The sequence below is a fragment of the Streptomyces sp. NPDC048424 genome (assembly GCF_040651555.1).
In the GTDB taxonomy this organism is placed as follows: Bacteria; Actinomycetota; Actinomycetes; order Streptomycetales; family Streptomycetaceae; genus Streptomyces.
Genome location: NZ_JBEZKE010000009.1, coordinates 204838 through 229884, shown reverse-complemented (window position 1 = coordinate 229884; position 25047 = coordinate 204838). Strand labels below are relative to the sequence as shown.

Sequence of the window (25047 nt, the reverse complement as noted above, 5' to 3'; positions counted from 1 at the left end):
TCCTCCTGTTTCGTGGCAGTCTCATCGTATGACGCCGATCACCATGGTGGAGGGCCGTCGCATCGCGCTCAGCAATCTCGACAAGGTCCTCTATCCGGAGACCGGCTTCACCAAGGGCGAGGTGCTCCACTACTACGCCACCGTCGCGGGCCCGCTCCTCGCCCACGTCCACGACCGGCCGATGTCCTTCCTGCGCTATCCCGACGGACCCGACGGCCAGCTCTTCTTCACCAAGAATCCGCCGCCCGGCACACCCGACTGGGTGAAGACCACCCCCGTGCCCCGCTCCGACGACCTCTCCGCCGAGCAGGTGGTCATCGCCGACATGGCCTCCCTCATGTGGGCCGCCAACCTCGTCGTGGAGCTCCACACCCCCCAGTGGCCCGCCGGCAGCCCCGCCGTCGCCGACCGGATGGTGCTCGACCTCGACCCCGGCGCGCCCGCCACCGTCGTCGAGTGCTGCGCCGCCGCGCTGTGGCTGCGCGAGCGGCTCGCCGCCGACGGCCTGCACGCCTACGCCAAGACCTCCGGCTCCAAGGGCATGCACCTGGCCGTGCCGCTGGAGCCGACCCCGTCCGCGCAGGTGTCGGCGTACGCGAAGCAGCTCGCCCAGGAGGCCGAGCGCGAGCTCCCCGACCTGGTGGTGCACCGCATGGCCAAGGCCCTGCGCCCCGGCAAGGTCTTCGTCGACCACAGCCAGAACGCCGCCGCCAAGACCACCGCCGCTCCCTACACCCTGCGCGCGCGGGCCCGGCCGACCGTGTCCGCGCCGGTGTCCTGGGAGGAGGTCGAGGCCTGCCGGACCCCCGCCGCCCTGGTCTTCCTCGCCGACGACATCGCGCCGCGCCTGGAGCGCGACGGGGACCTCTTCGCCCCGCTGACCGACCCGGACCGGGCCGGCCGACTGCCCGGTGACCGGCCGTGATCCGCGTCGCGCTGGCCGCGGCCGTACGCACCCTGCCGCGCGCGGCGGGGCTGGCGTACGAGCCGAAGTTCGACGGCCACCGGCTGGTGATCGTGCGCACGGCCGAGGAGGTGGTCCTCCAAGCGCGTTCCGGCCGCATCGTGACCAGCGCCTTCCCCGACCTGGCCGCGGCCGCGCTGCACCTGCCCGCCGCGACGGTCCTCGACGGGGAGGTGGTGGTCTGGCACGCCGGCCGTACGGACTTCGCCCTCGTCCAGCGGCGGGCGGCGGCCACGGCCGCGCGGGCCGCCGTACTCGCCCAGAGCCTGCCGGCCTCGTACGCCGCCTTCGACGTACTGGAACTGGCCGGGCTCGACCTGCGCGCACGCCCGTACGAGCGCCGCCGGGCGCTCCTCGTCGACCTGCTCCTGCCGCTCGGGCCGCCGCTGCAGCCCGTACCGATGACGACCGACCCGGAACTGGCCGCCACCTGGTACGAGACCCTGCCGGCCAGCGGTATCGAGGGACTGGTCGTCAAGCGGCTGGACCAGGCCTACCCGGCCGGGCGGCGCGGCTGGCAGAAGCTCCGGCACACGGACGTCCGGGACGCGGCGGTGATCGGCTACACCGGGACCCCGCGCCGGCCGCTCGCCCTGGTGCTCGTGCTGCCGGTCGGGGACGAGACCCCGCTGGTGTCGAGCCCGCTGACGGCGGCGCTGCGCGCGGAGGTGGCCGCGGAACTGGCCTCGCGCACGGCGACGGCGAATGCCGCGTCAACTGCCGCTGCTCCGGCCACGGTGACGGCGATCGGCCTCGGGGAGGTCCCCTTCCGGCCGCTCGACCCGCCGCTCACGGCGGAGGTCCGGCACACCTCGACCCGGCACCCGCCGCCGGAAGTGCTCCGGCTGCGGCCAGACCTCTGACTGCGGTCAGACCTCTGACCCGCGCGGGGCGCACGGGCCAGAGGGGGGCTGGATGAACGGACGGCCGGATCGCCGGAGGTCAGGCGTGCGCACCGCGTCCCGAGTCCGGGGGAGACCCCGGCTGCGGGTGCGGGCCCGGGCCTTCGGGCAGCTCGTAGCCGGACTCGCGCTCCTTCCTGACCTCGTCCGGATGGGTGGAGGTCGTGGAGCCGAAGTTTCCGTAGCCCTGCATCTCATGCGGCCTCAGGCCGCCCTCGGGGATCTCCACCGGATCCCGCTCCTCGCGGACCTCGTAGACCGCCCCGCCGTTCGGCAGGTTCGGCTGTTCCGCGGTGGTGGGCGGCGGCGGTTCCTTGGCCCGCACCCGCTGACCCAGCTTGAATCCGCCGAGCAGCAGGGCGACGACGACCAGTCCGACGAACAGGAACCACGCGATGTGGCTGAGGATCGCGTCCACGCTCAGGATCGTGTCCATGCTGCCCAGTTTCGCTCACATCGCCCAGATCTGCGCACTTCCGTCCCGGGAGCTGTGCGGCATCCGGGGCGGAACGCCGACGAGAACGCCGACGAGGAAGACGGGGGACTGGGAGGGCTAGGAGTTGATGGGCCCGTCGGAATCCCGCAGCGCACCCGCCGTGCGGGCCCCCAGCACCCCCAGGATCTCGGCGCAGATCGCCAGCGCGGTCTCCGCCGGCGTACGGGCCCCGAGGTCCAGGCCGATCGGGCCGTGCACGCGGGCCAGCTGGGCCTCGCTCACGCCCGCGGAGACCAGCCCGTCCCGCCGCCGCGCCGTCGTGCGCCGCGACCCGAGCGCCCCGATGTACGGAACCCCCGCGGCCAGCGCGACCCGTAGCGTCGGCACGTCGAACTCCTCGTCGTGACTCAGCATGACCACGCACGCCGCGTCCCGGCGGGCCTCGATCAGCTTGGCGGCCTCCTCCCGGCCGGTGACCAGCGCGGCCTCCCAGCCCAGCAGCAGCGCCTGCCGCTCGATGATCTCGGCCAGTTCGCCGTTGCCGCCGATGACCACGTACGGGGCCGACGGGTGCGCCTCGACCAGCACCAGCCCGGACTCCCCGTACAGCGCGTCCCGCCCGGGCCGCCGTACGGCCAGCAGCTCGCCGGCGCGCCGCCCGGCGTCGTCATGCGGGACGTCGGTGGCCCGTACGACCTCACTGGAGGCCCGGTCGGCGGCCTCGTTCAGCCGGGTCACCAGCGCCACCCCGACCCCCTCGCCGAGCAGCTCCCACCACTCGGCCGGGATCGCCGACAGCGGCTGGAGCAGCACCTCGGCCTGCCCGCCGCAGGTCAGCTTCGCCTCCACGGCCTCGGCCAGCCGCACCGACACCTCGCACACCCGCGCGGTGTCCCCGGGCCGCATGGCCCCGGCCTCGGCGACCAGCTCGGCGTCGAAGACCCCCCGGTACAGGGCGCCGACGCACTCCCCCCGCGCATCGACGAGCACGGCCCCGGCCGGATCCCGCGGCCCGAACCCCTGCTCGGTCACGGGCCGGGCCAGATACCCCGCCCGCCCCTCGGCCACCCACTGCCGCGCCGTCTCCACCAGCTCACGCATCTGTGCCGCCCCATCCACTCCGAGCTCACTCCCCGCAAAGCGCCAGGTCAACGGCACAATGCGGGCTCAGAACCACCCTAAGCACGCCCCCCATCCCTACCCACCCCCCAAACCCACAGACCCCACCCCACCTCCCTCGTACAGACCACCGGAACGGCACGCACGCGACCGCGGGCACAGGCTGGACGGTTCCGGCTCCTGGGGGCAACGGACTCGGGCACCATGGAATGTGGATCACGTACGAGATCGGCCAGTGCGGATCGATCAGTACGAGATCGGTCAGTGCGGATCGGTCAGTGCGGATCGGCCAGTACGAGATCGGTCAGTGCAGCCCCCGTGCCCCGACAAGGAGCCGCCGTGAGCGAGCAGCCCCACCCCTCCCTGCGCGACCTGTTACTCGGCCGCCTCGCGGCGTCCGGGCTGACCCCCGCGGCGCGGCAGCTCGTGGCCGGGCTGCTGCCCGAGGCGCGGGCCAGGAGCGCCGGGCGGGCCGGGCCGCTGTACCTGCGATCGATATCGGCCGCCGGCTGGCGCGGCATCGGACCGGCCGCGACGCTCGACCTCGAACCCGGCCCCGGCCTCACCATCGTCGCGGGCCGCAACGGTTCGGGTAAGTCGAGCTTCGCCGAGGCCGCCGAGATGGTGCTCACCGGAGACAACTTCCGCTGGCAGGACCGGACCCAGATCTGGAAGCAGGGCTGGCGCAACCTGCACGACCACACCGCTCCGCAGGTATCCGTGCAGCTGTGTGCGGATGGCGCCGGCGATCCGCTGACCGTGCACAGGAGTTGGCACGGGGGCGGCGTGGAGGACTCCCGCACGGTCGTCCACCGGCCCGACGGGTCCGAACAGGACCTCCGCGAGGTGATCGACGCCGAAGACCTCTCCCTCTACCGGCCGTTCCTCTCGTACAGCGAGCTCGGCGCGATGATCAACGGGCGGATGAGCGCCCTGCACGACGCGCTCGCGCAGCTCCTCGGCCTGGACCTGCTCAGCGACGCCGACACCGAGGCCCGGGCCCGCGCGAAGAAGCTCACCGACACCGTCACGGGGGCCGGTGACCTGATCCGCGCCGTGACCGCCGAACTGTCGGAGTCGGACGACCCGCGGGCCGCCGAGGCCGTGGGGGCGCTCGGCGGACGCCAACCGGACCTCGAGCGGTTACGCGCGCTGCTCAAGGGCCAGGTCGCGACGGACGGCGCCGAACTCGCCCGGCTGCGCCGCCTCGCCGGCCTCGAAGGCCCCGACCCGCGCGAGGTCGCGGGCGCGGTCGCCCGGCTCCGGGAGGCCGCGGCCGTGACCGAGGACGCGCGGTTCACCACCGCCGAGGACGCCCTGCAGCTGATCGAACTGCTGGAGCGCGCCCTGGACCACCGCCAACGCCACCCGCAGTCCGCCGACTGCCCCGTGTGCGGCGCCGAAAGCCGCCTCGACGAGGGCTGGTCGGCGCGCGCCCGGGATCAGGTCGAACGGCTCCGGCGGGAGGCCGCCGAGGCGCAGACCGCCCGTACGGACCTGGCGGCCGCGGTGCGGGCCGTACGGGACCTCGTACAGCCGGTTCCTGGCTGGCTCCGGGGCGATGCCTCGCCGCTCGCCCCGCTCTGGGACGAGTGGGCCGCCTGCCGGAACGTCGCCGACCCGCGCGAACTCGCCGACCGGATCGAGCGCGTGGCGGCCACGATGGCCGACGCGTGCCGCCGGCAGAGCGAGGAGGCCGCGGACCGGATCGCGGAGCAGGACGGCCGGTGGCAGCCCCTCGCCCTGCGCCTCGGCGAATGCCTGCGCGCCGCGGAGGCGGCGGAGGCCGCCCGGCCGCTCATCAAGCAGATCAAGGACGTCCGCGCGTGGCTGAGGAAGGTCACCGACGAGCTGCGCGAGGAACGGCTCCGGCCCTTCGCCGACCAGTCGCAAGGCATCTGGAAGCTGCTGTGCGAGCGCAGCAGCGTCTCGCTCGGCTCGATCAGCCTCGCCGGCACCGCGACCGCGCGCAAGGTCGTGCTCGGAGCCTCCGTGGACGCCGTCGACGCGCCCGCCTTCGGAGTGATGAGCCAGGGCGAACTCCACTCGCTCGCGCTCTCGCTGTTCCTCCCGCGGGCCACGCACCCCGACAGCCCCTTCGGCTTCCTGGTGATCGACGACCCCGTACAGTCCATGGACCCGGAGAAGGTCGAAGGACTCGCCCGCGTCCTCCACTTCTGTTCCCAACGCCGCCAGGTGGTCGTCTTCACCCACGACACCCGGCTCCAGGCGGCCATCCGTCAACTGCGCGCCCCCGCGACGATCATGCAGGTCTCCCGTCAGACCGGCTCCGTCGTACGGGTCACCCGCACGGATGATCCGGTCTCCCTCGCGCTGGACGAGGCCCGGGCCGTGGCCGGCGACCGCAACGTGCCGCAGGACGTCGCCGACCGGGTCCTGCCCCAGATGTGCCGTGCAGCCCTGGAAGCGGCCTACCTGGATCCCGCGCGGCGCCGACTGCGGGCCGCCGGCCACGGTCACCTCGAGGTCGAGGCGAGGATCGGCACCACGTACGAGCTCACCGAGCTGGCCGCGCTCGCGTTCTACGACAGCGCGATGGCACCGGCCGAGGTGCTCGCCGCGGTCGCCCGGGACCACGGGCCGTGGGCGCGCGTCCTGATCGAGCGGTGCAGCGCGGGCGCCACCCCGAACGGTGCTCCCATGGACCTGGTCCGCGACGCCGAACGGCTCGCCAGGGCGGTGCAGGCCCGGTGACCCGATCCGCCCGCGCACTCGTCGCCTCCGCCGACCAGCTGATCGCGCCCCCGCCGGGCGCCACGCCCCCGCTCACGCCCGGACTGCGCGCCCGCGCGGCGGCCGCTCTGCTGCAGCAAGCCCTGGACGAGGCGATGGACGACTTCTGGCGCGGAGTCAGCCCCGGCATGGTCCACGCCGCACCCCGCACCAAGGCGCTCTGCCTGGACCGGTACGTGAGCCCTTCGCCGGCCCGCCAGTGGTACGCCGTCCGGTCCGCGCTCAGCGCCGCCTGCCACCACCACACCTACGAACTGCCGCCCACCCCGGCCGAGGTGAAGGCCTGGCACGCGGCCGTCACGGACCTCCTCCAGGCCATGCCGTCCGGTACGTCCCCCACCGGGCCGTGACGGCAGCCAGTACCGCAGTCAGCACCGCAGTCAGCACCGCAGCCAGCACCGCAGGCAGCACCGCAGTCTGTACGGAAGGAAGGGAACGCACCACGTGGACACCCGCCGCTACCGCATGGTCGTCACCAGCGGACTCGACTACGTCGGAACCGGAGCCCAGGTCGACGACCGGCTGCGCAACTGGCTGAAGGAGCCGCCCAAGCAGTACGACATCGACGCCTTCGCCGAGGGGCGCAACGAGATAGCCCGGGGCGTGACCCTCGACCACGACTCCGCCACCGGGGCGTCGGGAACGTACGGACGCTGGCGGCTGCGGGAGACCACCCCGGACGGGACCTGGCAGACGACCGTCGTGATCCGGCAGGCCGGGGCCGGACCGACCTGGGTCCAGCTGGACGTGGAGCACCTTCCCGACGACCCCCACGCCTTTCCCATACCGGCCAAGACCCCGCGGCTCGCCGGAAACCTGCTCGACGTACTCCAGGCGCGCGACGGGCTCGCCGACGTGACGCGGGTGCCGCAGGTCATCGAGGTCGACGACGTCGACTCCGTCATCGACGAGCTGTGCGACGAGCGGCGGCGCCTGCCCGTCGTCGTGGCCAGCACCCCGTACGGCGTGGACTTCGACGCGTGGCTGGAAGGCACCGTGGACCCGCTGGTCCGCCCGCTGGCCGGCCTCGCCGTCCTCTACGTCCTCACGCCCGAGGCCGAGCCGCGCTTCAACCGGGCCCTGGAGCACCACCAGGTCTTCGCCGGCGGGATCCGCACCTATCTGCCGGGAGTGGACCCGGCCTGGGCGGCCGACGGGCAGCGCCACCGCGTGATGTCCCGCAAGGCCGTCACCGAGAGCCCGGCGCGGGCCCGCCGCCTCCTCGCCCAGCTGCCGCAGAGCCTGGCGACCCACGCCCCGCTGCCGCCTGCCCTCGACTCCGTTCCCCTCCTGCGCACCCGCACCAAGGAAGCCGTCGGGACGTCCGACCTGGAGCGGCTGAAGGACGAGAACCACGCCCTCTTCGAGATCCTGGAGGAGGCGGGGCGCGAGCAGCGGGTCCGGGCCGACGAGATCCGGGACCTGAAGCAGGAACTGCAGAGCGCACGGCAGGGTGAATCGCTGCTGACGGTCGAGTACGACGAGCAGTACCGGGACCTGCAGCGCGCCAAAGCCCAGGTACGGGCCCTCCAGAAGAGGCTCCTCGTACTCAACGCCGGCGAGGCCGCGTACATGCCGGTCGAGCCCGGACCCGCGGAGCCGGCGTCCTTCTCGGAGATCCTCGCCCGGATCGCCGAGATGCCCCGCGTCCACTTCACCGGCTCCCGCAAGATCACCCTCGAACTCGACGACCAGGCGTACGGCTCGTCCTGGGGCCGCATGACCTGGGACGCCCTGCTGGCGCTCCGCGACTACGCCGACGCCGCGGCCGGCGGCGACACCTCCCGCGACTTCAAGCAGTGGTGCGAGGACGTGCCCGAGGGCATGCACGCCATCTCCCCCCGGAAGATCATCCGGGACGAGTCGAAGTCGGTGAAGAGCAAGCCCGACTGGCGCAAGGAACGCACCTTCCCCGTACCGGACTACGTCGACCCCACCCGCAAGGTCTTCATGGGCGCGCACATCAGGATCGGCGGCGGCAACACCGTCGCCCCCCGCCTCCACTACCACGACGCCTCCTGCGCCACCCACGGCATCTTCGTCGGCTACATCGGCCCCCACCTCACCAACACCCTCACCTGACACCCGGCGCCCTTGCCGGGGGTGGGGGTCCGCTGGTGCCATGGCTTGAGGGTCGCCGTGAGCGTCAGGGGGACGGGTGGACGAGTTGCGGGTCACTTCGTGGAAGCGGTACGGGCACGATCGTCTGTACGTGAACCTGCCGGACGGGACGGCGGTGGCGTGGGCGGACCGCAAGACCGGAGAGGTCACGTTCTTGCGCACGGGCTACGGGGACGCCGTCCTGGACGCGCTGGCCCGTCGGTCGGCCTACGTTCCGCCGGAGGCTCAGGATGCTCCGGATGCCGTCCCCGGGCCGACCCTGCCTCCGCTGACACCGGAGTACGACCTCGCTTCGAACCGCCCCGGTGAGCAGTTGCGGGAGCGGCTCGGCGAGACGGGGCCCGGCCTCCTGGGGCGTGCGGTCGCCCGGGTGCTCCGGCGCGGGAGCGACGGGGATGCGTGGCGCACCGGATTGACCGGCGAGCGCCGGGTCGGGGAGGAACTGGACCGGCTCACCCGCCAGGGGTGGCACGTCCTGCACTCCGTGCCCCTGCCGCGCCAGGTCGACATCGACCACCTGCTCATCGGCCCCGGCGGGGTCTTCACCATCAACACGAAGCGGCACCCCCGGAAGACCGTCTGGGTCGGGGACGACATGGTGAAGATCAACGGCGGCAAGGCCCAGCCGTACGGGATCAAGAGCCGGTCGGAGGCGAAACGCGCGCGGAAGGTGCTCGAAGAGCACTGTGACTTCGCCGTACCCGTCGAACCGGTCCTGGTCTTCGTCGACGTCCTCACGCTCGACGTCGTCGCCACGCAGCTCACGATCCGCGTCTACCAGGAACGCGAGGTCTCCGCTCTGGCCCCTCTCTCGGGAGCGTTCAGCACACCTCAAGTCGAGCAGATCTACGGCGTCGCCCGAGACCGACGGGCGTGGCTCGACGCATGACCGGGGCGGGCAGCGCGTCGCTCCCCAGGCGGCCCGACCCGCTCCGCGGCGAGCATCCGCGTCCGGGACTGCTCGAAGTCGGGCTCGACCTCGACGCCGAGGTCATGCCGCAGGGTGACCCGCAGGAGGTACACGCCGTCGGACAGCGGCCCGGCGAACCACCCCTCGGCCCGCCGGTACGCCTCGTCGAGCCGGGGACTGCCCGACTCCGAGTGACCTGTTGAGAGCCGAGGCCACGTCCAGGACCTCGTTCGACAGCGCCATCTGCGCCTGGGAGTACTGCTCGGCCCCGGCCTCCTTGGCGGCGTCGAGAAGCGCCGGATCGACGCTCTCACCGCCCTCGACGGCTTCGACCCGGTAGGCACGAGCCGCGGTGTTCAGCCGGGCATAGAGCTCGAGCTTGGCCTCGAACGCCTGCCGGCGCGCCCCTCCTCACGCTCGCGGTCGCCCCGCCGGTTCTGCTCCGCAGCCTGCGCCCGCCCGGCCCGCTGACTGAGCACCGCCCCACCCAAAGTGCCCCCAGCGTCCCCCCGACCCCTATGAGCGCGACGGCGAGCGTATTCACATCCACGAGATCCCCCCGGGGCCACAGCACGGTCATACGCCTGCACAGCACGGCAGTTGGCCGCGCATACGCGAAGACCCCGTCTCAGCTGAGGCGCTGACGGCGGGGTCTTTGGGCACTTCCTGCGAAGTGCCCCCGGCAGGATTCGAACCTGCCCACACGGCTCCGGAGGCCCCGTGCGGCTAAGGCGTTTCAGCCGGTCAGAAGCCTAGCGGGGTCATACAGAGTCCCAGCGGTCCACGAATAGGCCGCGCGAGCTCACTTCTTCTTCCGCAGCTTCCGCATCTTTGCTTCAGCTTCCTTCTTCTTTCGCTGCGCCACACCGTAGGCGGTCCAGGCCCCTTGATGCTTTGAGCATTGCCCGCTTCCGGTGATCGCCTTGTTCCGGCAGCGGCGACCATCCTGCGTCGCCGCTCCGCACAGCGGCTGCGTCATCTCGCCCCCCGGCCGTCGGGGGTACGCCGGGTGTTCAGGCGTTGCGCCATGCTTCGAAGAATCGCTTGCGGTCCTGGGACGTCTCAAACTCCCGCCTACTAGCCAGCGCCACGCGGCATGCGCTCATCTCTGCGTCTCGTAGCCATAGCTCGCCCCCGTAGCGGCCACTCACACCAATGGTGTCGGTCTCAAGGGCCGAGCCGATGACCTCGGCCACATCGATGCGCTGTGATGGCGACAGTTCCTTGAGGAAGTGCAGGACTCGGGAGGCGATGCCACCTTCGTTGCCACCACGAATGCGGTCGAAGAAGGGGCCGCCCATGTTGGCCGGGATGATGTTCCAGGCGGCTTGGCCCCCCGCGTCCCTGATGCGCTTCCAGAAGTCTTGACCTTCTGCAGTTCCCGGCAGTGGGAGGGCGGCGAACAGGTCTATTAAGTGACCGTTGGCAGCACGGCTATACGCGGTGTCGCATGTAACAGCATCGGCGACGTTGCGCACGGTGAGCCGGCTATCTTCCGGCCAGTCGAGCGGGATGTTGAGCTTTTGGGTCAGGTGATGCTCTTACTCGTCAGGCTCTTCGCCGCCGACGATGCTCCGTTTTACGATCACACGTCCCCCTGGGGCTGCAGTCCGATACTCGGACCTGCCAGCATGCCAGCGCAAGGAGCCTCGGCGTGGGGGTTCTGCGACTAACCTGCTCCCGCATCGCGAGCGCCTACGCCTACCTCACGGTGAGGCGAGGCCCTGTGCAGCCACAACTGACGCCCCGCCGGCCTGACCTGCGGCTGAGCAACCAACCAACACGCTGACCAGCGGCTGAGCCGCCACCAGTTGTCAACGTTGGTCACCAACGAGCGCCCTCCCACGGCCCCACCACGGCCCGGGAGGGCGCTTGCGCTTGGGTGATCTGGCCGCCCGCCTTGGCGCGCGACCTCTTCCTCCCGAAGGATCCAGGGCGGGCGCTCGACCAGGGGGCGGTGTGGCTCTCAGCTGGTGCGATGGTCCACAGGCGTCCGAGCTTGTCCGCCGCTGTCCGTCGGCGTTGTCGCGCACTTAGACATGCAAAGGAGTCGCTCACCACGAGGTATCAGCCCGCAGGCGGCCCGACGAACATCGGATCCGTGTCCATGAAGGTTGGCAGTCTGAGAATGGGTATGAGTGCTGAGTAGCTGGGGGCTGGGGGGCAAGTGAGTGGACTCGCGGACCAACTACCCGCGCTTGTCGGGGTGGTTGTTGGTGGCGTCATGTCCTACGCCGCTGGAGCGCTGACTGAGAGAAGTCGGTGGCGCCGGCAGCAGGCAACGCGTTGGGACGAGCGCCTGCTTCAGGCGTACAGCGACTATGGCCATGCAGTGAAGGAATGCTCCAGCTACTACCTGCGACTGGCCGCTGGCCGCAACCTGACAGACCATCCGGCGCCCCTTGAGTCGACCAATGACGTATTGGAACAAGCAGCAACCGCCGAGCGCCGACGATCAGCCATGGTGGAACCCATGAGCCTGCTGGCCGATGCTCGTACAGCTGATGCGGTACGAGCGCTCAACCGCAGCCTCTGGCACCTTGAGTGGTTGGCCCGCGGGAGAATGCCGGGAGACACCGCCACTTGGGCCAACGCCTTCAGCGACTACAGGGCTGCACGGGCCGATTTCTATCAGCACGCAAGGAGGAGCCTGCAGGTCGCTGAGATGACGGACCTGCAGGAAGCACCCTGGCCACCCAGCTGGCGACCGGTTCGGGAACCTTCTGATCCGTAGCTCTAGCCAGACCGGTCAGCAACGGTCATACCGGCCGCTACGAGGCTCCAAAGGGGCGCTGCCGGACGGGGGTAGTCATTGTGGTTGCGGTACCACGTTGCTGTGCATCCTCGTGTCCGCAGCGACCGTTAGTCGTGGATCCTCCGGAGGTAATCCTCAATTCCATTCTTAACCGGCACGCCGCGAAATGCGTTACTGGCTCCCATGGCCGACCTAATTTGATCGGCGCAGCGTTGCATATTCTTCACGGTAACTCCGGTGAAGCGATAGCGCCCTCTCGTTATATCATCCCCCAGGTCCAACAGTCGACCGCGAATTCGATTGGCGACGGAAAATGTGACCGGACGGAAGGTGGCAGCCACCCCGACTCCATGTGTGCGCCGGGGTGCATCGTCAAGGATTCGTGCCAAATCGGGCTCCATCTCACAGAACCGGGCAGAGAGGGCTTGAGTCACTAGATCCGAGATCTGGAAACTGGCGAGCGCTTCGCTCATGTTCATCCCCCTGGGAGTCGGCTGGCACGTCCTGCGCCACTCCAAAGATAGCGGATCCTTCTTCTCGTTTTCGAGCCCCGATTCGCCTCGGATTGGCCCATCCCCATTCCATTCTGAATCCATTACAGCCATCCCCGATTCATTTTCATGATTGACTGATGTCGTGGAAGGGCGGTGACAGCGGCTGGGTCGGCCATGCGCTGTCCAGCGACTCGGGCAAGCCTTTGAGAACGACACGCTCATCAGCCACGACGAGACCGGTACCGACGCGGCGCGACCACACCGGCCGGCACCACATCGCGGCAGCAGCTAGCTCCCCGCCAGCCCATTCCCGGTGGTGCGTTCGCCTCACGCACCCGTCATCCGTGACGGCGGGGGTACGGCGCCCAACCAGACTCAGGCCCGGCAGACAGCCGGCCTCGCGCAAGAGGCCCCCCGCCGCTGGCCGTCTTTAAGCACCCCGTCTCGGCCGCAGTCGGCAGTGCTCCCGGCCACGCATGCCATGTGACGGTTGCCGCGTCTGAACGCCTGGCTTGAACCGTGTCGGACCGGGACGGACAACCTCCGACCCCCTCGACCTGGGGCGCCGCAACCCATCAACCCGAGCCGCAGGCGTGCGGCCGGCGCCGCGCCATCCCAGAGCCTGAGGCCCCCGCCGGAGGCAGGTCGCTGAGATTGGAACCGGCTGGCCGTGGGGGACTGCCTCATGCCTTTGGGCCTATCCCGGTGCAGGGGCGGGCATCGGCGCAGCGGGGGCGGAGCGGGCCGAAGGCAGGAGCGTCGCCCCGAGCGGAGCCGGGAAGCCCCCCGGCGGAGCGGAGCGCAGCCGGGTGCTTGATGAAGTAGGGAAACTCTTACCGCGCTGCCCGGCTCAGAGTGCGAAGGGCTCGTATGCCAGGGCTCGGGCAACGACCTTCTCAGCGCTCAGTTCGGGGTCGAAGTCCCGGTAGATGTAGTCGCTGACGTGGGGGCATCGCAGTTCCTGTTGCAGGGCATTCAAGGTTGCGTCGACTTCGGCCTCGTCGGTGATGCTGCCATCCATGAGCTGTCGGACCAGCCGTATCGCTTCGTCGCGCGTCACGCCGTGAGCAGCTGGCGGCCGTCGTGGCCGCGGACGTGAGGGCGCGTCGTCCAGGGCATCCAGGAGGCGGATCGCGAAGACCTCGGACATCTGGGCGGAGACTTCTTCAGGGGTGAGCCAGGCGACCGCGGTCGATTCCTCCACAGCTCGTGAGCATCCTGCGCGAGCACCTCGACACCTTCGGGACGGCCAAGGGCGGGCGGCTCTTCTTCAGTGAGGGCGGGGGAGTGGTGTCGTCGTCCACGTACTACCGGGCCTGGCAGGAAGCTCGCGTGCTCGCCCTGTCCCCGGCTGCCGCTGCGTCGCCGCTTGCCCAGCGGCCGTACGACCTGAGGCACTCGGCGCTGTCCACGTGGCTCAACGCCGGCGTCGACCCGACAGAGGTCGCAGAGAGTGCGGGCAACAGCGTGGAGGTGCTGCTCAGTCGGTACGCGAAGTGCCTTGACGGCCGCCAGGAGGTGGCCAACCGGAGGATCGAAGATCTGCTGCGCGAGTACGAGTGATCGCGAGTGAGTGGCGATACGCCGCGAGGCCCCTGGAGCTGTCCGGGGGCCTTCGGCGTTTCCCGGGCTGACCTGCGGCGATCCGTCAAGATCCTGTCCACGAATAGTCCACAGGGTCTGACATACGGGTGCACAGGGCGGCAGTTGACTGCACATACGCGAAGACCCCGGCTTCAGCGTTACCGCTGATGGCGGGGTCTTTGGGCACTTCCTGCGAAGTGCCCCCGGCAGGATTCGAACCTGCGCACACGGCTCCGGAGGCCGTTGCTCTATCCCCTGAGCTACGGGGGCGCGGTCGCTGGTGTTGCGGCGACGGGTTGAACACTACCAGCTTCCGTGGGGTGATCAGGAACGGGTTTCCGGGGGAGGAGGGGGTGGGTCGCCCGCAGGGGGTGGAAGTGGCAAAAACCCGGACGCGGAGGCCCGGCTCGACCTACTCTCGAGTTGTGCCAGGCGTCTCAGGCCGGGTGCTTGTTGTCGACGACAACAAGGTCATCCGGCAGCTGATCAAGGTCAATCTCGAGCTGGAGGGCTTCGAGGTCGTGACCGCGAACGATGGTGCCGAGTGCCTGGACGTCGTGCATCGTGTCCGCCCCGATGTGATCACCCTTGATGTGGTCATGCCGCGCTTGGACGGGTTCGGTGCGGCCGCGCAACTGCGGGCCGATCCGCGGACCCGGGACGTGCCCGTGGCCATCGTGAGCGCCTGCACGCAGCAGGAGGTGGAGGCCGGGATCGCGGCCGGAGTGGACGCCTTCCTCGCGAAGCCCTTCGAGCCCGCCGAGCTCGTGCGCGTCGTACGCAGGCTGGTCGAGCGCAAGGACCGGCGCGACGGGAGGAAAGGGGCGCCCGCCGGACGCGGGAGGGGCTGAGTCGGCGGTCTCCTGTTCACATGGCGAAACCCTTCGTGGGATGACACGGCGTCTCCCCTAGGCTGGTCCCGTGACCCCCGCAGACCTCTCCCCTTGCGTCGTACGCGCCGTGCGCTGCGCCGTCGCGGACGGGGAGCTGGCCGCCGGTGCGGCCGCGCCCGAGCGGGTCGTGATCGAGCGGACCCGGCCCGGCGGGGTGGGGGAGTACGCCACCCCCGTCGCCTTCCAGGTCGCCAAGGCGGCCGGCTGCCCGCCCCGTGACGTGGCGGACGTACTGGCCCGTCGGCTCGGCGCGGAGCCCGGGATCGAGCACGTCGAGGTCACCGGAGCCGGGTTCCTCAACTTCGTGCTGTCCGCGCCCTCCGCCCCCGACGTCGTCCGCGACGCCCTCATCCGCGACATCGTCATCCCCCTCGATGACAAGGACGACGAGACCGACACCGACAGCGGGACCGGGCTGCGCGAGCGCGTCGTGCGCCGCAGCGTCCTGCGGCTCGTGCACGCCCAAGGCGGTACCGGGCGCGACCTGCCCGAAGGCCTGCCCGAAAGCCTGACCGCGAGCCTGCCCGTCGCCCCCCTCGCCCAGCGGGACTCCGACGTCGTCGCCCGGTACGGGACCGGGGCCGCGCACTGGCGGATGCTCTCCGTGCCGGCCCGGGAGACCCCCGTCTTCTCCGACCTGCTGCTCCTCCAGGGCGAGGCCAACGAGTTCTTCCGGGTGCGGTACGCCCACGCCCGCAGCCGGGCGCTGCTCCGCAACGCCGACCAGCTGGGCTTCCACCCCGAAACCGGGGAGGTCTCCGACGCGCCCGCGCTGCTGCGCGCCCTCGCCGACCACCCCCTCGCCCTCGAAGCCGCCGCGCACCACCGTGCGCCCGAGCGGCTCACCCGGGACCTCGTCGAGCTGTCCGACGCGCTGCTCGACTTCCAGTACCGCGTACTGCCACAAGGTGACGAGAAACCCTCGGCCGCCCACCGCGCCCGGCTGGCTCTTGCCGAAGCCGCCGGGACGGTGCTGGCCGGCGGCCTGGCCCTGCTCGGCATAGACGCACCGACACGACTGTGAACCGCGAAGAGAGATACCGATGAGCCGTTCCGCGCACCCCGCCGGACCCCGCCACGCCGACGTCCTGCCCGAGGGGCACTACTCCCCGCCGCCCGCCGACCTGAACGCACTGGACGAGAAGGTCTGGGCGCGGACCGTCACGCGCGACGGCGACGGTGTCGTGTCCGTCGGCGGCATCGAAGTGACCCGGCTCGCCGAGGAGTTCGGTACGCCCGCGTACTTCCTGGACGAAGAGGACTTCCGGGCGCGGTGCCGGGCCTGGGCGCACGCCTTCGGTCCCGACGCCGACGTCTTCTACGCCGGCAAGGCGTTCCTCTCCAAGGCCGTCGTGAAGTGGCTGAAGGAAGAGGGGCTGAACGTCGACGTCTGCTCCGGCGGGGAGCTGGCCACCGCCCTCGCCGCCGGGATGCCCGCCTCCCGCATCGCCTTCCACGGCAACAACAAGTCCGAGGGCGAGATCCGCCGGGCCGTCGGGGCCGGGGTCGGACGGATCGTCCTCGACTCCTTCCAGGAGATCGCCCGCGTCGCGCACATCGCCCGTGAGCTGGGCGTGCGCCAGCCCGTGCAGATCCGCGTGACGGTCGGCGTCGAGGCGCACACGCACGAGTTCATCGCCACCGCCCACGAGGACCAGAAGTTCGGGATCGCCGTCGCGGACGGGTCGGCCGCCGAGGCCGTGCGGCGCGCGCTCGGGCACGACAGCCTGGAGCTGCTCGGCGTCCACTCCCACATCGGGTCGCAGATCTTCGACATGGCGGGCTTCGAGGTCTCCGCCAAGCGCGTCGTGCGGCTGCTCGCCGCCGTGCGCGACGAGCACGGGGTGGAGCTGCCCGAGATCGACCTCGGCGGCGGGCTCGGCATCGCCTACACCTCGGGCGACGACCCGCGCGAGCCCCACGAGATCGCCAAGGCGCTGCACGAGATCGTGGCCCGCGAGTGCGAGAGCGCGGGGCTGCGCGCCCCCCGGATCTCCGTCGAGCCCGGCCGGGCCATCGTCGGCCCGACCGCCTTCACCCTCTACGAGGTGGGGACGATCAAGCCCCTCGAAGGACTCCGTACGTACGTGAGCGTCGACGGCGGGATGTCCGACAACATCCGCACCGCCCTGTACGACGCCGAGTACTCCATCTCCCTGGTCTCCCGCACCTCCACCGCCGAGCCCATGCTCGTACGGGTCGTCGGCAAGCACTGCGAGAGCGGCGACATCGTCGTGAAGGACGCGTTCCTGCCCGCCGACCTGGCCCCCGGCGACCTCCTCGCCGTACCGGCCACCGGCGCGTACTGCCGCTCCATGGCCAGCAACTACAACCACGCGCTGCGCCCGCCCGTCGTCGCCGTGCGTGACGGACAGGCCCGAGTGATCGTCCGCCGCGAGACGGAGGAAGATCTCCTGCGTCTCGACCTCGGATAATGAAATTGGTGTCTCACTCAATGGACCGAGGATGGAAACTGCTGTCCATTGAGTGAGACTGGTCCCACCCGGCGCGCAACCCGCGCGCGGGGTACTGATGGAAGATCGAAAGGCGTAGGTCGAATGATGCGTACGCGTCCGCTGAAGGTGGCGCTGCTGGGCTGTGGAGTGGTCGGCTCAGAGGTGGCTCGCATCATGACGACGCACGCCGACGACCTCACGCAGAGGATCGGCGCGCCCGTGGAGCTCGCCGGCGTGGCGGTGCGCCGCCCCTCGAAGGTGCGCGAGGGCATCGACCCCGCCCTGATCACCACCGATGCGACCGCCCTCCTCAAACGCGGTGACATCGACATCGCCATCGAGGTCATCGGCGGCATCGAGCCCGCCCGCGGCCTGATCACCACCGCCTTCGAGCACGGCATCTCCGTGGTCTCCGCGAACAAGGCGCTGCTCGCCCAGGACGGCGCCGCGCTGCACGCGGCAGCCGAGCGGCACGGGCTGGACCTGTACTACGAGGCCGCCGTCGCCGGCGCCATCCCGCTGGTCCGCCCGATGCGCGAGTCCCTCGCGGGCGACAAGATCAACCGGGTGATGGGCATCGTCAACGGCACGACGAACTTCATCCTCGACAAGATGGACTCGACCGGCGCCGGCTACCAGGAAGCGCTCGACGAGGCCACCGCCCTCGGGTACGCCGAGGCCGACCCGACCGCCGACGTCGAGGGCTACGACGCCGCCGCCAAGGCCGCGATCCTGGCCGGCATCGCCTTCCACACCCGCGTCCGCCTGGACGACGTGTACCGCGAGGGCATGACCGAGGTCAGCGCCGCCGACTTCGCCTCCGCCAAGCGGATGGGCTGCACGATCAAGCTCCTCGCCATCCTGGAGCGCGCCGCGGACGGCGAGTCCGTCACCGCCCGCGTCCACCCGGCGATGATCCCGCTCACCCACCCGCTCGCCTCCGTCCGCGAGGCGTACAACGCCGTCTTCGTCGAGGCGGAGGCCGCCGGGCGGCTCATGTTCTACGGGCCCGGTGCGGGCGGTTCTCCGACCGCGTCGGCCGTCCTCGGCGACCTCGTCGCCGTGGCCCGCAACAAGCTCGCCGAGGCAACGGGGCCCGGCGAGTCCGCGTACACCCAGCTGCCGGTCAGCCCCATGGGGGACGTCGTCACGCGCTACCACATCAGCCTCGATGTGGCGGACAAGCCGGGCGTCCTCGCCCAGGTGGCGACCACCTTCGCGGAGCACGGTGTCTCCATCGACACGGTCCGCCAGCAGGGCAAGGACGGCGAGGCCTCCCTCGTCGTCGTCACTCACCGCGCGCCCGACGCCGCCCTCTCCGGGACCGTCGAGGCACTGCGGAAGCTGGACACCGTCCGCGGTGTCGCCAGCATCATGCGTGTTGAAGGGGAGTAAGGACCCATGAGCAGCAATCGCACCCACCAGTGGCGCGGCATCATCGAGGAGTACCGGGACCGCCTGCCGGTGACGGACACCACTCCTGTGGTCACGCTCCGTGAGGGCGGCACTCCCCTCGTCCCCGCGCAGGTGCTCTCCGAGCGCACCGGCTGCGAGGTCCACCTGAAGGTCGAGGGGGCCAACCCCACCGGGTCCTTCAAGGACCGCGGCATGACCATGGCGATCACCAAGGCCAAGGAGGAGGGCGCCAAGGCGGTCATCTGCGCCTCCACCGGCAACACTTCGGCCTCCGCCGCCGCGTACGCGGTGCGCGCCGGGATGGTCTCGGCGGTGCTCGTGCCGCGCGGCAAGATCGCGCTCGGCAAGATGGGCCAGGCCCTCGTGCACGGCGCCAAGATCCTGCAGGTGGACGGCAACTTCGACGACTGCCTGAACCTGGCCCGCGCGCTCTCCGACAACTACCCGGTCGCGCTGGTCAATTCGGTCAACCCGGTCCGCATCGAGGGCCAGAAGACGGCCGCGTTCGAGATCGTGGACGCGCTCGGCGACGCACCCGACATCCACGTGCTGCCCGTCGGCAACGCCGGCAACATCACCGCGTACTGGAAGGGCTTCAAGGAGTACAAGGCCGACGGCCTGTCCTCCCGTACGCCCCGCGTGTGGGGTTTCCAGGCGTCCGGCTCCGCGCCGATCGTGCGCGGCGAGATCGTCAAGGAGCCGCACACCATCGCCACCGCGATCCGCATCGGCAACCCGGCCTCCTGGGACTACGCCCTGCAGGCGCGCGACGAGTCGGGCGGCTTCATCGACGAGGTGACCGACCGCCAGATCCTGGCGGCCTACCGGCTGTTGGCCGCGCAGGAGGGCGTCTTCGTCGAGCCCGCCTCGGCCGCCTCGGTCGCCGGCCTGCTCAAGGCCGCGGAGCTGGGCCTGGTGGACCCCGGTCAGAAGATCGTGTGCACCGTCACCGGCAACGGCCTGAAGGACCCCGACTGGGCGATCGCCGGCGCTCCGCAGCCGGTCACCGTTCCGGTGGACGCCGAGGCCGCCGCCGTCCGTCTGGGTCTGGTCTAGGCCGGATCCGCCGCGGGGACCCGGCCGTGCCCGGTCCCCGTGTGGTCCCGCTAGTAACGCACACCACGTGAGAGCCGGTTCCGGAGGGCTTCCGAGGCCCTCCGGAACCCGGCAACTCACCCCGTACGACGACAAAAGTGCGGCCGTAGCCGTCGAAGTCCGCGACACGCATCGTGCGCCTCCTGTGCGCCCTATGTCGCGAGAGAACCTTCCTTCGATACGCTGTACTTACATCCGCCACCGCGCATATGACTGCGGTGCTGCCCCGAGGGCCTTCGGGTGTCGTACGTTCTCCAGTACATTCGCAGCGAGCCAGCGAAGAGCGAAGATCTCGCACAGTCACAAGGAGTGTCATCGGACGATGGCCGGTCCAGCGTTCCGCGCCGCCGCCGTACGGGTGCGCGTCCCCGCCAGCAGTGCCAACCTCGGCCCGGGCTTCGACGCCCTGGGCCTGGCCCTGGGGCTCTACGACGACGTAGTCGTCCGGGTGGCCGACTCCGGCCTGAACATCGACATCGCGGGCGAGGGCGCCGACACCCTCCCGCGGGACGAGAGCCACCTGCTCGTACGCTCCATGCGCACCGCCTTCGACCTGCTGGGCGGACAGCCGCGCGGCCTCGAGGTCGTCTGCGCCAACCGGATCCCGCACGGCCGCGGCCTCGGTTCCTCCTCAGCCGCGATCTGCGCCGGCATCGTCGCCGCCCGCGCCGTGACCATAGGTGGCGAGGCCAGGCTCGACGACGCGGCGCTGCTGGAGCTCGCCACCGAGATCGAGGGACACCCCGACAACGTCGCCGCCTGTCTGCTCGGCGGATTCACCCTGGCGTGGATGGACGGCGGCAGTGCCAAGGCGATCCGAATGGAGCCTGCCGAATCCATCGTTCCGGTGGTCTTCGTACCGTCCAAGCCGGTCCTGACGGAGACCGCGCGCGGCCTGCTGCCGCGCAGCGTCCCGCACGTGGACGCGGCCGTCAACGCGGGCCGTGCGGGCCTGCTCGTGGAAGCCCTGACCAGGCGTCCCGAGCTGCTGCTGCCCGCCACCGAAGACCGGCTCCACCAGGAGTACCGGTCCCCGGCGATGCCCGAGAGCGTCGCACTCGTGAACCGACTGCGGGCGGACGGGATCCCCGCGGTCATCTCCGGCGCGGGCCCCACGGTCCTCGCGCTGGTCGACAACGGCGCGGCCGACAAGGTCGCGCAGCTCGCGGGCGAGGGATGGGCGGCCAACCGGCTCGCCCTCGACGCCGCGGGCGCGAGCGTACTTCCGCTGGGCACCCAGGGCGGCTAAAGCCGTTCTCGTGGGGTGCGCAGCCGGTCAGGGGCGGGCGGCCAGGGCAGGCCGCCCGCGCGGAAGGGCGCGATTGCCGGTGATTGAGAGGGGGAATATCTATTGGATCCGGTAGTGTTAGTCTCAAGTGCGCATCGGAAGCCTCCATGGCTCGGTGCTCAGTGTCCCCATCCGGGACCACATTTCTTCCGGGAGCCTCCCCAACTGCTTTGATCACTTCCAGCAGTTTCGAGCACGCTCCGGAATCGGCGTGACATTCCCACGCTTTCAGCTCGGGGGCTTCTCGCCGGAACCACCCATGCACGTTTCTCTCCCGCCGTATCTCTATCGGCGGACCACCGCCCCGGCACGGTCCACACCTAGGACTGTTGTCGGACAGCACAACCGGTCGCCGAGCCAGACAGGCCGACGTCCGCTCCAGGGAAGGACCCTTCGTGAGCGACACCACCGATCTGATGGGCGCTGCCGACACCTCTGTCGACACCAGTGCCCCCGCCGCGGGCGCCGCACCCAAGCGTCGACGCACCGGCACCGGCCTTGACGGCATGGTCCTGGCCGAGCTGCAGCAGGTCGCGTCGGGCCTCGGGATCAGGGGCACCGCGCGGATGCGCAAGAGCCAGCTGATCGAGGTCATCAAGGAGGCGCAGGCGGGCAGCAGTGCTCCCAAGGCCGCGGCCTCCGCCGCCGGGGACACCGCCGAGGCCAAGCCGAAGCGCCGCGCCACCAGCAAGGCCCGAACGGGTGAGGCCGCCGCCGAGGCGCCCGCCGAGAAGCCTGCCGCGCAGGCGCAGATCGAGATCCCGGGCCAGCCGGCCAGCGATGACGCGCCGGCCGGCGAGCGCCGCCGCCGTCGGGCCACGGCTCCCTCCGGCAGCCCCGAGGGCTCGGCCCCCGTCGCCGTCCAGGTCGAGCAGAAGACCGAGACCGTGACCGCCGCCCCGGCGCAGTCCGAGGTCAAGGCCGACGCCACGGCGGTCTCCGCCGGCCAGGCGCAGGGTCAGGACGGCGAGGGCCGCGGCCGTCGCGACCGCCGTGACCGCGCCGAGCGCGGCGACCGCCAGCGCGACCGCCGTGACCGCGGTGCCAAGGCCGACGACCAGGGCCAGGCCGGCCAGGGTCAGGCCCCGCAGGGTGGCCAGGGCGGACAGGGCGGCGGCCGTCAGGACCGCGCCGACCGTCAGGACCGCCAGCAGCAGGGCGGCCGCGGCCAGGGCCAGGGCCAGGGTCAGCAGGGCCGTCAGGACCGCCAGGACAACGGCCCGCAGGACGACTTCGACGACGAGAGCGGCCGCCGTGGCCGTCGCGGCCGCTACCGGGACCGCCGTGGCCGTCGCGGCCGTGACGAGTTCGCCCCGAACGAGCCGCAGGTCGCCGACGACGACGTGCTGATCCCCGTCGCGGGCATCCTCGACATCCTCGACAACTACGCGTTCATCCGGACCTCGGGCTACCTGCCCGGTCCCAACGACGTGTACGTGTCCCTCGCCCAGGTCCGCAAGGCCGGCCTGCGCAAGGGCGACCACACCACCGGTGCGGTCCGTCAGCCCAAGGACGGCGAGCGCCGCGAGAAGTTCAACGCCCTCGTGCGTCTGGACTCGGTGAACGGCATGGCGCCCGAATCCGGCCGCGGGCGCCCGGAGTTCCAGAAGCTGACCCCGCTCTACCCGCAGGACCGGCTCCGTCTGGAGACCGACCCGGGCGTGCTGACCACCCGCATCATCGACCTCGTGTCGCCGATCGGAAAGGGCCAGCGCGGCCTGATCGTGGCCCCGCCGAAGACCGGCAAGACCATGATCATGCAGGCGATCGCCAACGCGATCACCACGAACAACCCCGAGTGCCACCTGATGGTCGTCCTGGTCGACGAGCGTCCGGAAGAGGTCACCGACATGCAGCGGTCGGTCAAGGGCGAGGTCATCTCCTCGACCTTCGACCGCCCGGCCGAGGACCACACCACCGTCGCCGAGCTGGCCATCGAGCGCGCCAAGCGTCTCGTCGAGCTGGGTCACGACGTGGTCGTCCTGCTGGACTCCATCACCCGTCTGGGCCGCGCGTACAACCTCGCGGCGCCCGCCTCCGGCCGCATCCTGTCCGGTGGTGTCGACTCGACCGCGCTGTACCCGCCGAAGCGCTTCTTCGGTGCCGCGCGCAACATCGAGGACGGCGGCTCGCTGACCATCCTGGCCACCGCGCTCGTCGACACCGGCTCGCGCATGGACGAGGTGATCTTCGAGGAGTTCAAGGGCACCGGCAACATGGAGCTCAAGCTCGACCGGAAGCTCGCCGACAAGCGCATCTTCCCGGCCGTCGACGTCGACCCGTCGGGCACCCGCAAGGAGGAGATCCTCCTCAACGCGGAGGAGCTCGCCATCGTCTGGAAGCTGCGCCGGGTGCTGCACGCGCTCGACTCGCAGCAGGCGATCGAGCTGCTGCTCGACAAGATGAAGCAGACGAAGTCGAACGCCGAGTTCCTGATGCAGATCGCGAAGACGACCCCGTCGGGCAAGAACGACGACTGAGGTCCGGCGTCGGGCGCATGACGCCTGACACGTGGCATCGACCCGGCAGCCCCCGTCGCACCAGCGGCGGGGGCTGCCGGGCGTTCAGGGGGCTCCACACGGCTCCACACGGCCACTGGGGGCACCGGGTGCGGGCTTCGCCACACCCCGCCCCTGGAACCCTGCGGGACGTTCACCCGTCTGTGTGAGAGGGGCCCGCGGAGTGGACGGCGGGCCGGAACGGACCAGGGGACCGGACTCAGGGACTGAGGAAAGCATGACCGAGGACAGCAAGGGCCGCGGCCGACGTGCCGCAGGCCGGCGCCGACGCAAACCGGCGAAACGCCGCAAGGCTCTCGCCATCGCCGCGTGGAGCGCGGCGGGGGTGGTCCTGCTGGGGGGCGCGGGCCTCGGCTACTTCTACTTCAAGCTCAACGGCAATCTGAAGACCGTCGACCTCGACCAGGCCCTCGGCACCGACCGCCCGCAGAACGTCGACAACGGCTCGATGGACATCCTGGTGCTCGGCTCCGACTCCCGCGGCGGCGCCAACGGCGAGTACGGCCAGGACGACGGCGGCTCGGCCCGCTCCGACACCGCGATGATCGTCCACCTCTACGAGGGCCACAAGCAGGCCAGCATCGTGTCGATACCGCGCGACACCATGACGGCCCGTCCCGAATGCCCCACCGGCAAGGGCAAGACCGACCCGGGCGGCTCGCGCAAGCAGTTCAACGAGGCGTACACCATCGGCGGGGCCGCCTGCGCGGTCAAGACCGTCGAGAAGATGTCGGGCATCCGGATGGACCACTACATCGAGGTCGACTTCACGGGCTTCAAGAAGATCATCGACAACCTCGGCGGCGTCGACGTGACGACCACCAAGCCGATCAAGGACGGCGCCAGCCACCTCGAACTCGCGGCAGGTCCGAACCACCTCAACGGGGAACAGGCCCTCGGCCTCGTCCGTACCCGCAAGAGCGTCGGCGACGGCAGCGACCTGGGCCGAATACAGCTCCAGCAGGCCTTCATCAAGGCACTGATCAAGCAGGTCAAGAGCATCGGGGTGTTCGACAACCCCAAGCGGCTGGTCGACCTCGCCGACTCCGCGACCAAGGCGATCACCACCGACAAGTCGCTCGGCGACGTGAAGTCCCTCATGGGCTTCGCCCAGGGCCTGCAGGGCATCGAGGCCCAGAACATGCACATGATCACCCTGCCGGTGACGGTGGACCCGCGCGACGCCGATCGCGTCGCCCCGCTGACGAAGGAGTCGAAGCTCGTCTGGGAAGCGCTGCTCGCGGACCAGCCGATCCCGGCCGAGGCCACCGAGAAGTCCATGGGGGACAAGGGCACGGTCGGCGGCATCGTCCAGTAGGAGCCCCTGCTCGGGCGGCTTCC

At 70.8% G+C, this 25047-nt stretch carries 20 protein-coding genes, 1 tRNA gene and 2 pseudogenes; 16 read left to right on the top strand and 7 right to left on the bottom strand.

Annotation, left to right across the window (positions count from 1 at the left end):
- The first annotated feature begins 28 nt into the window (after window positions 1–28).
- Window positions 29–925, top strand: a complete 897-nt coding sequence (gene ligD / locus AB0D29_RS15960) for a non-homologous end-joining DNA ligase (protein ID WP_362854622.1) — start codon at window positions 29–31, stop codon at window positions 923–925.
- Complete coding sequence (locus AB0D29_RS15955) at window positions 925–1827, top strand: ATP-dependent DNA ligase (protein WP_362854719.1); 903 nt, start codon at window positions 925–927, stop codon at window positions 1825–1827. Before ligD ends, AB0D29_RS15955 begins: the two co-directional genes overlap by 1 nt.
- A 79-nt stretch (window positions 1828–1906) precedes the next feature.
- Here the strand turns inward: AB0D29_RS15955 and AB0D29_RS15950 are convergent, their stop codons facing one another.
- Together AB0D29_RS15950 and AB0D29_RS15945 are read right to left on the bottom strand one after the other, a co-directional pair.
- The gene (locus AB0D29_RS15950) at window positions 1907–2302 is read right to left on the bottom strand and encodes a DUF6479 family protein (protein WP_362854620.1); all 396 of its coding nucleotides are present in this window, start codon (window positions 2300–2302) and stop codon (window positions 1907–1909) included.
- Between the two features lie 117 nt (window positions 2303–2419).
- Window positions 2420–3403, bottom strand: a complete 984-nt coding sequence (locus AB0D29_RS15945; protein WP_362854618.1) for an XdhC family protein — start codon at window positions 3401–3403, stop codon at window positions 2420–2422.
- 357 nt (window positions 3404–3760) lie between these two features.
- On the opposite strand from AB0D29_RS15945, the gene AB0D29_RS15940 reads away from it, so the two are divergent.
- The 4 genes from AB0D29_RS15940 (at window position 3761) to AB0D29_RS15925 (ending at window position 9185) form a co-directional block, all read left to right on the top strand.
- Window positions 3761–6136 (top strand): AAA family ATPase, encoded by a 2376-nt coding sequence (locus AB0D29_RS15940; protein ID WP_362854617.1) that lies wholly within the window; start codon window positions 3761–3763, stop codon window positions 6134–6136.
- A complete protein-coding gene (locus tag AB0D29_RS15935; protein WP_362854615.1) occupies window positions 6133–6525 on the top strand; it encodes a hypothetical protein in 393 nt (130 codons plus the stop codon). Before AB0D29_RS15940 ends, AB0D29_RS15935 begins: the two co-directional genes overlap by 4 nt.
- 94 nt (window positions 6526–6619) lie before the next feature.
- Window positions 6620–8257 carry a hypothetical protein gene (locus tag AB0D29_RS15930; protein WP_362854614.1) on the top strand — a complete coding sequence of 546 codons (1638 nt, stop codon included), beginning with the start codon at window positions 6620–6622 and terminating at the stop codon, window positions 8255–8257.
- Window positions 8258–8333: 76 nt separating this feature from the next.
- Entirely contained in the window at window positions 8334–9185 is an 852-nt protein-coding gene (locus AB0D29_RS15925; protein WP_362854613.1) for a nuclease-related domain-containing protein, read from the top strand.
- Window positions 9186–10008: 823 nt separating this feature from the next.
- Here AB0D29_RS15925 and AB0D29_RS15920 read toward each other — a convergent pair.
- Window positions 10009–10185 carry a hypothetical protein gene (locus tag AB0D29_RS15920; protein ID WP_157854805.1) on the bottom strand — a complete coding sequence of 59 codons (177 nt, stop codon included), beginning with the start codon at window positions 10183–10185 and terminating at the stop codon, window positions 10009–10011.
- 34 nt (window positions 10186–10219) lie between these two features.
- Window positions 10220–10684 (bottom strand): hypothetical protein, encoded by a 465-nt coding sequence (locus tag AB0D29_RS15915; RefSeq protein ID WP_362854611.1) that lies wholly within the window; start codon window positions 10682–10684, stop codon window positions 10220–10222.
- Between the two features lie 746 nt (window positions 10685–11430).
- On the opposite strand from AB0D29_RS15915, the gene AB0D29_RS15910 reads away from it, so the two are divergent.
- Window positions 11431–11940 (top strand): hypothetical protein, encoded by a 510-nt coding sequence (locus AB0D29_RS15910; RefSeq protein WP_362854609.1) that lies wholly within the window; start codon window positions 11431–11433, stop codon window positions 11938–11940.
- Window positions 11941–13305: 1365 nt separating this feature from the next.
- Here the strand turns inward: AB0D29_RS15910 and AB0D29_RS15905 are convergent.
- On the bottom strand, window positions 13306–13515 hold the full coding sequence (locus tag AB0D29_RS15905; RefSeq protein ID WP_362854607.1) for an e9imm peptide: 210 nt from the start codon (window positions 13513–13515) through the stop codon (window positions 13306–13308).
- Window positions 13512–13653, bottom strand: a pseudogene (locus AB0D29_RS15900) (NUDIX hydrolase); the annotation flags it as partial. The pseudogene AB0D29_RS15900 and the gene AB0D29_RS15905, both read right to left, overlap by 4 nt.
- Between AB0D29_RS15900 and AB0D29_RS15895 the strand changes: the two are divergent.
- Window positions 13650–14018 (top strand): annotated as a pseudogene (locus AB0D29_RS15895) (site-specific integrase); the annotation flags it as partial. The pseudogenes AB0D29_RS15900 and AB0D29_RS15895 sit on opposite strands and share 4 nt — an antisense overlap.
- Window positions 14019–14237: 219 nt before the next feature.
- On the opposite strand, the gene AB0D29_RS15890 reads toward AB0D29_RS15895, so the two are convergent.
- A tRNA-Arg gene (locus AB0D29_RS15890) sits at window positions 14238–14309 on the bottom strand.
- A gap of 83 nt (window positions 14310–14392) precedes the next feature.
- Here AB0D29_RS15890 and AB0D29_RS15885 point away from each other — a divergent pair.
- From AB0D29_RS15885 to AB0D29_RS15850, 8 genes are all read left to right on the top strand, one after another.
- Window positions 14393–14890: a response regulator gene (locus AB0D29_RS15885; RefSeq protein WP_362854718.1), complete on the top strand. Its 498-nt coding sequence runs from the start codon at window positions 14393–14395 to the stop codon at window positions 14888–14890.
- A gap of 70 nt (window positions 14891–14960) precedes the next feature.
- Window positions 14961–15956 (top strand): ArgS-related anticodon-binding protein NrtL, encoded by a 996-nt coding sequence (gene nrtL, locus AB0D29_RS15880; protein ID WP_362854606.1) that lies wholly within the window; start codon window positions 14961–14963, stop codon window positions 15954–15956.
- A 19-nt stretch (window positions 15957–15975) separates the two neighbouring features.
- Complete coding sequence (gene lysA, locus AB0D29_RS15875) at window positions 15976–17367, top strand: diaminopimelate decarboxylase (protein ID WP_362854605.1); 1392 nt, start codon at window positions 15976–15978, stop codon at window positions 17365–17367.
- Between the two features lie 126 nt (window positions 17368–17493).
- Entirely contained in the window at window positions 17494–18783 is a 1290-nt protein-coding gene (locus AB0D29_RS15870; RefSeq protein ID WP_362854716.1) for a homoserine dehydrogenase, read from the top strand.
- 6 nt (window positions 18784–18789) lie between these two features.
- Window positions 18790–19860, top strand: coding sequence for a threonine synthase (gene thrC / locus AB0D29_RS15865; RefSeq protein ID WP_362854603.1), 1071 nt, complete (start codon window positions 18790–18792; stop codon window positions 19858–19860).
- A gap of 361 nt (window positions 19861–20221) precedes the next feature.
- Window positions 20222–21148, top strand: coding sequence for a homoserine kinase (thrB, locus tag AB0D29_RS15860; RefSeq protein ID WP_030708122.1), 927 nt, complete (start codon window positions 20222–20224; stop codon window positions 21146–21148).
- Between the two features lie 434 nt (window positions 21149–21582).
- The gene (gene rho / locus AB0D29_RS15855) at window positions 21583–23667 is read left to right on the top strand and encodes a transcription termination factor Rho (RefSeq protein WP_362854601.1); all 2085 of its coding nucleotides are present in this window, start codon (window positions 21583–21585) and stop codon (window positions 23665–23667) included.
- Between the two features lie 256 nt (window positions 23668–23923).
- Window positions 23924–25024 carry an LCP family protein gene (locus AB0D29_RS15850; protein ID WP_362854600.1) on the top strand — a complete coding sequence of 367 codons (1101 nt, stop codon included), beginning with the start codon at window positions 23924–23926 and terminating at the stop codon, window positions 25022–25024.
- Window positions 25025–25047 lie beyond the last annotated feature (23 nt).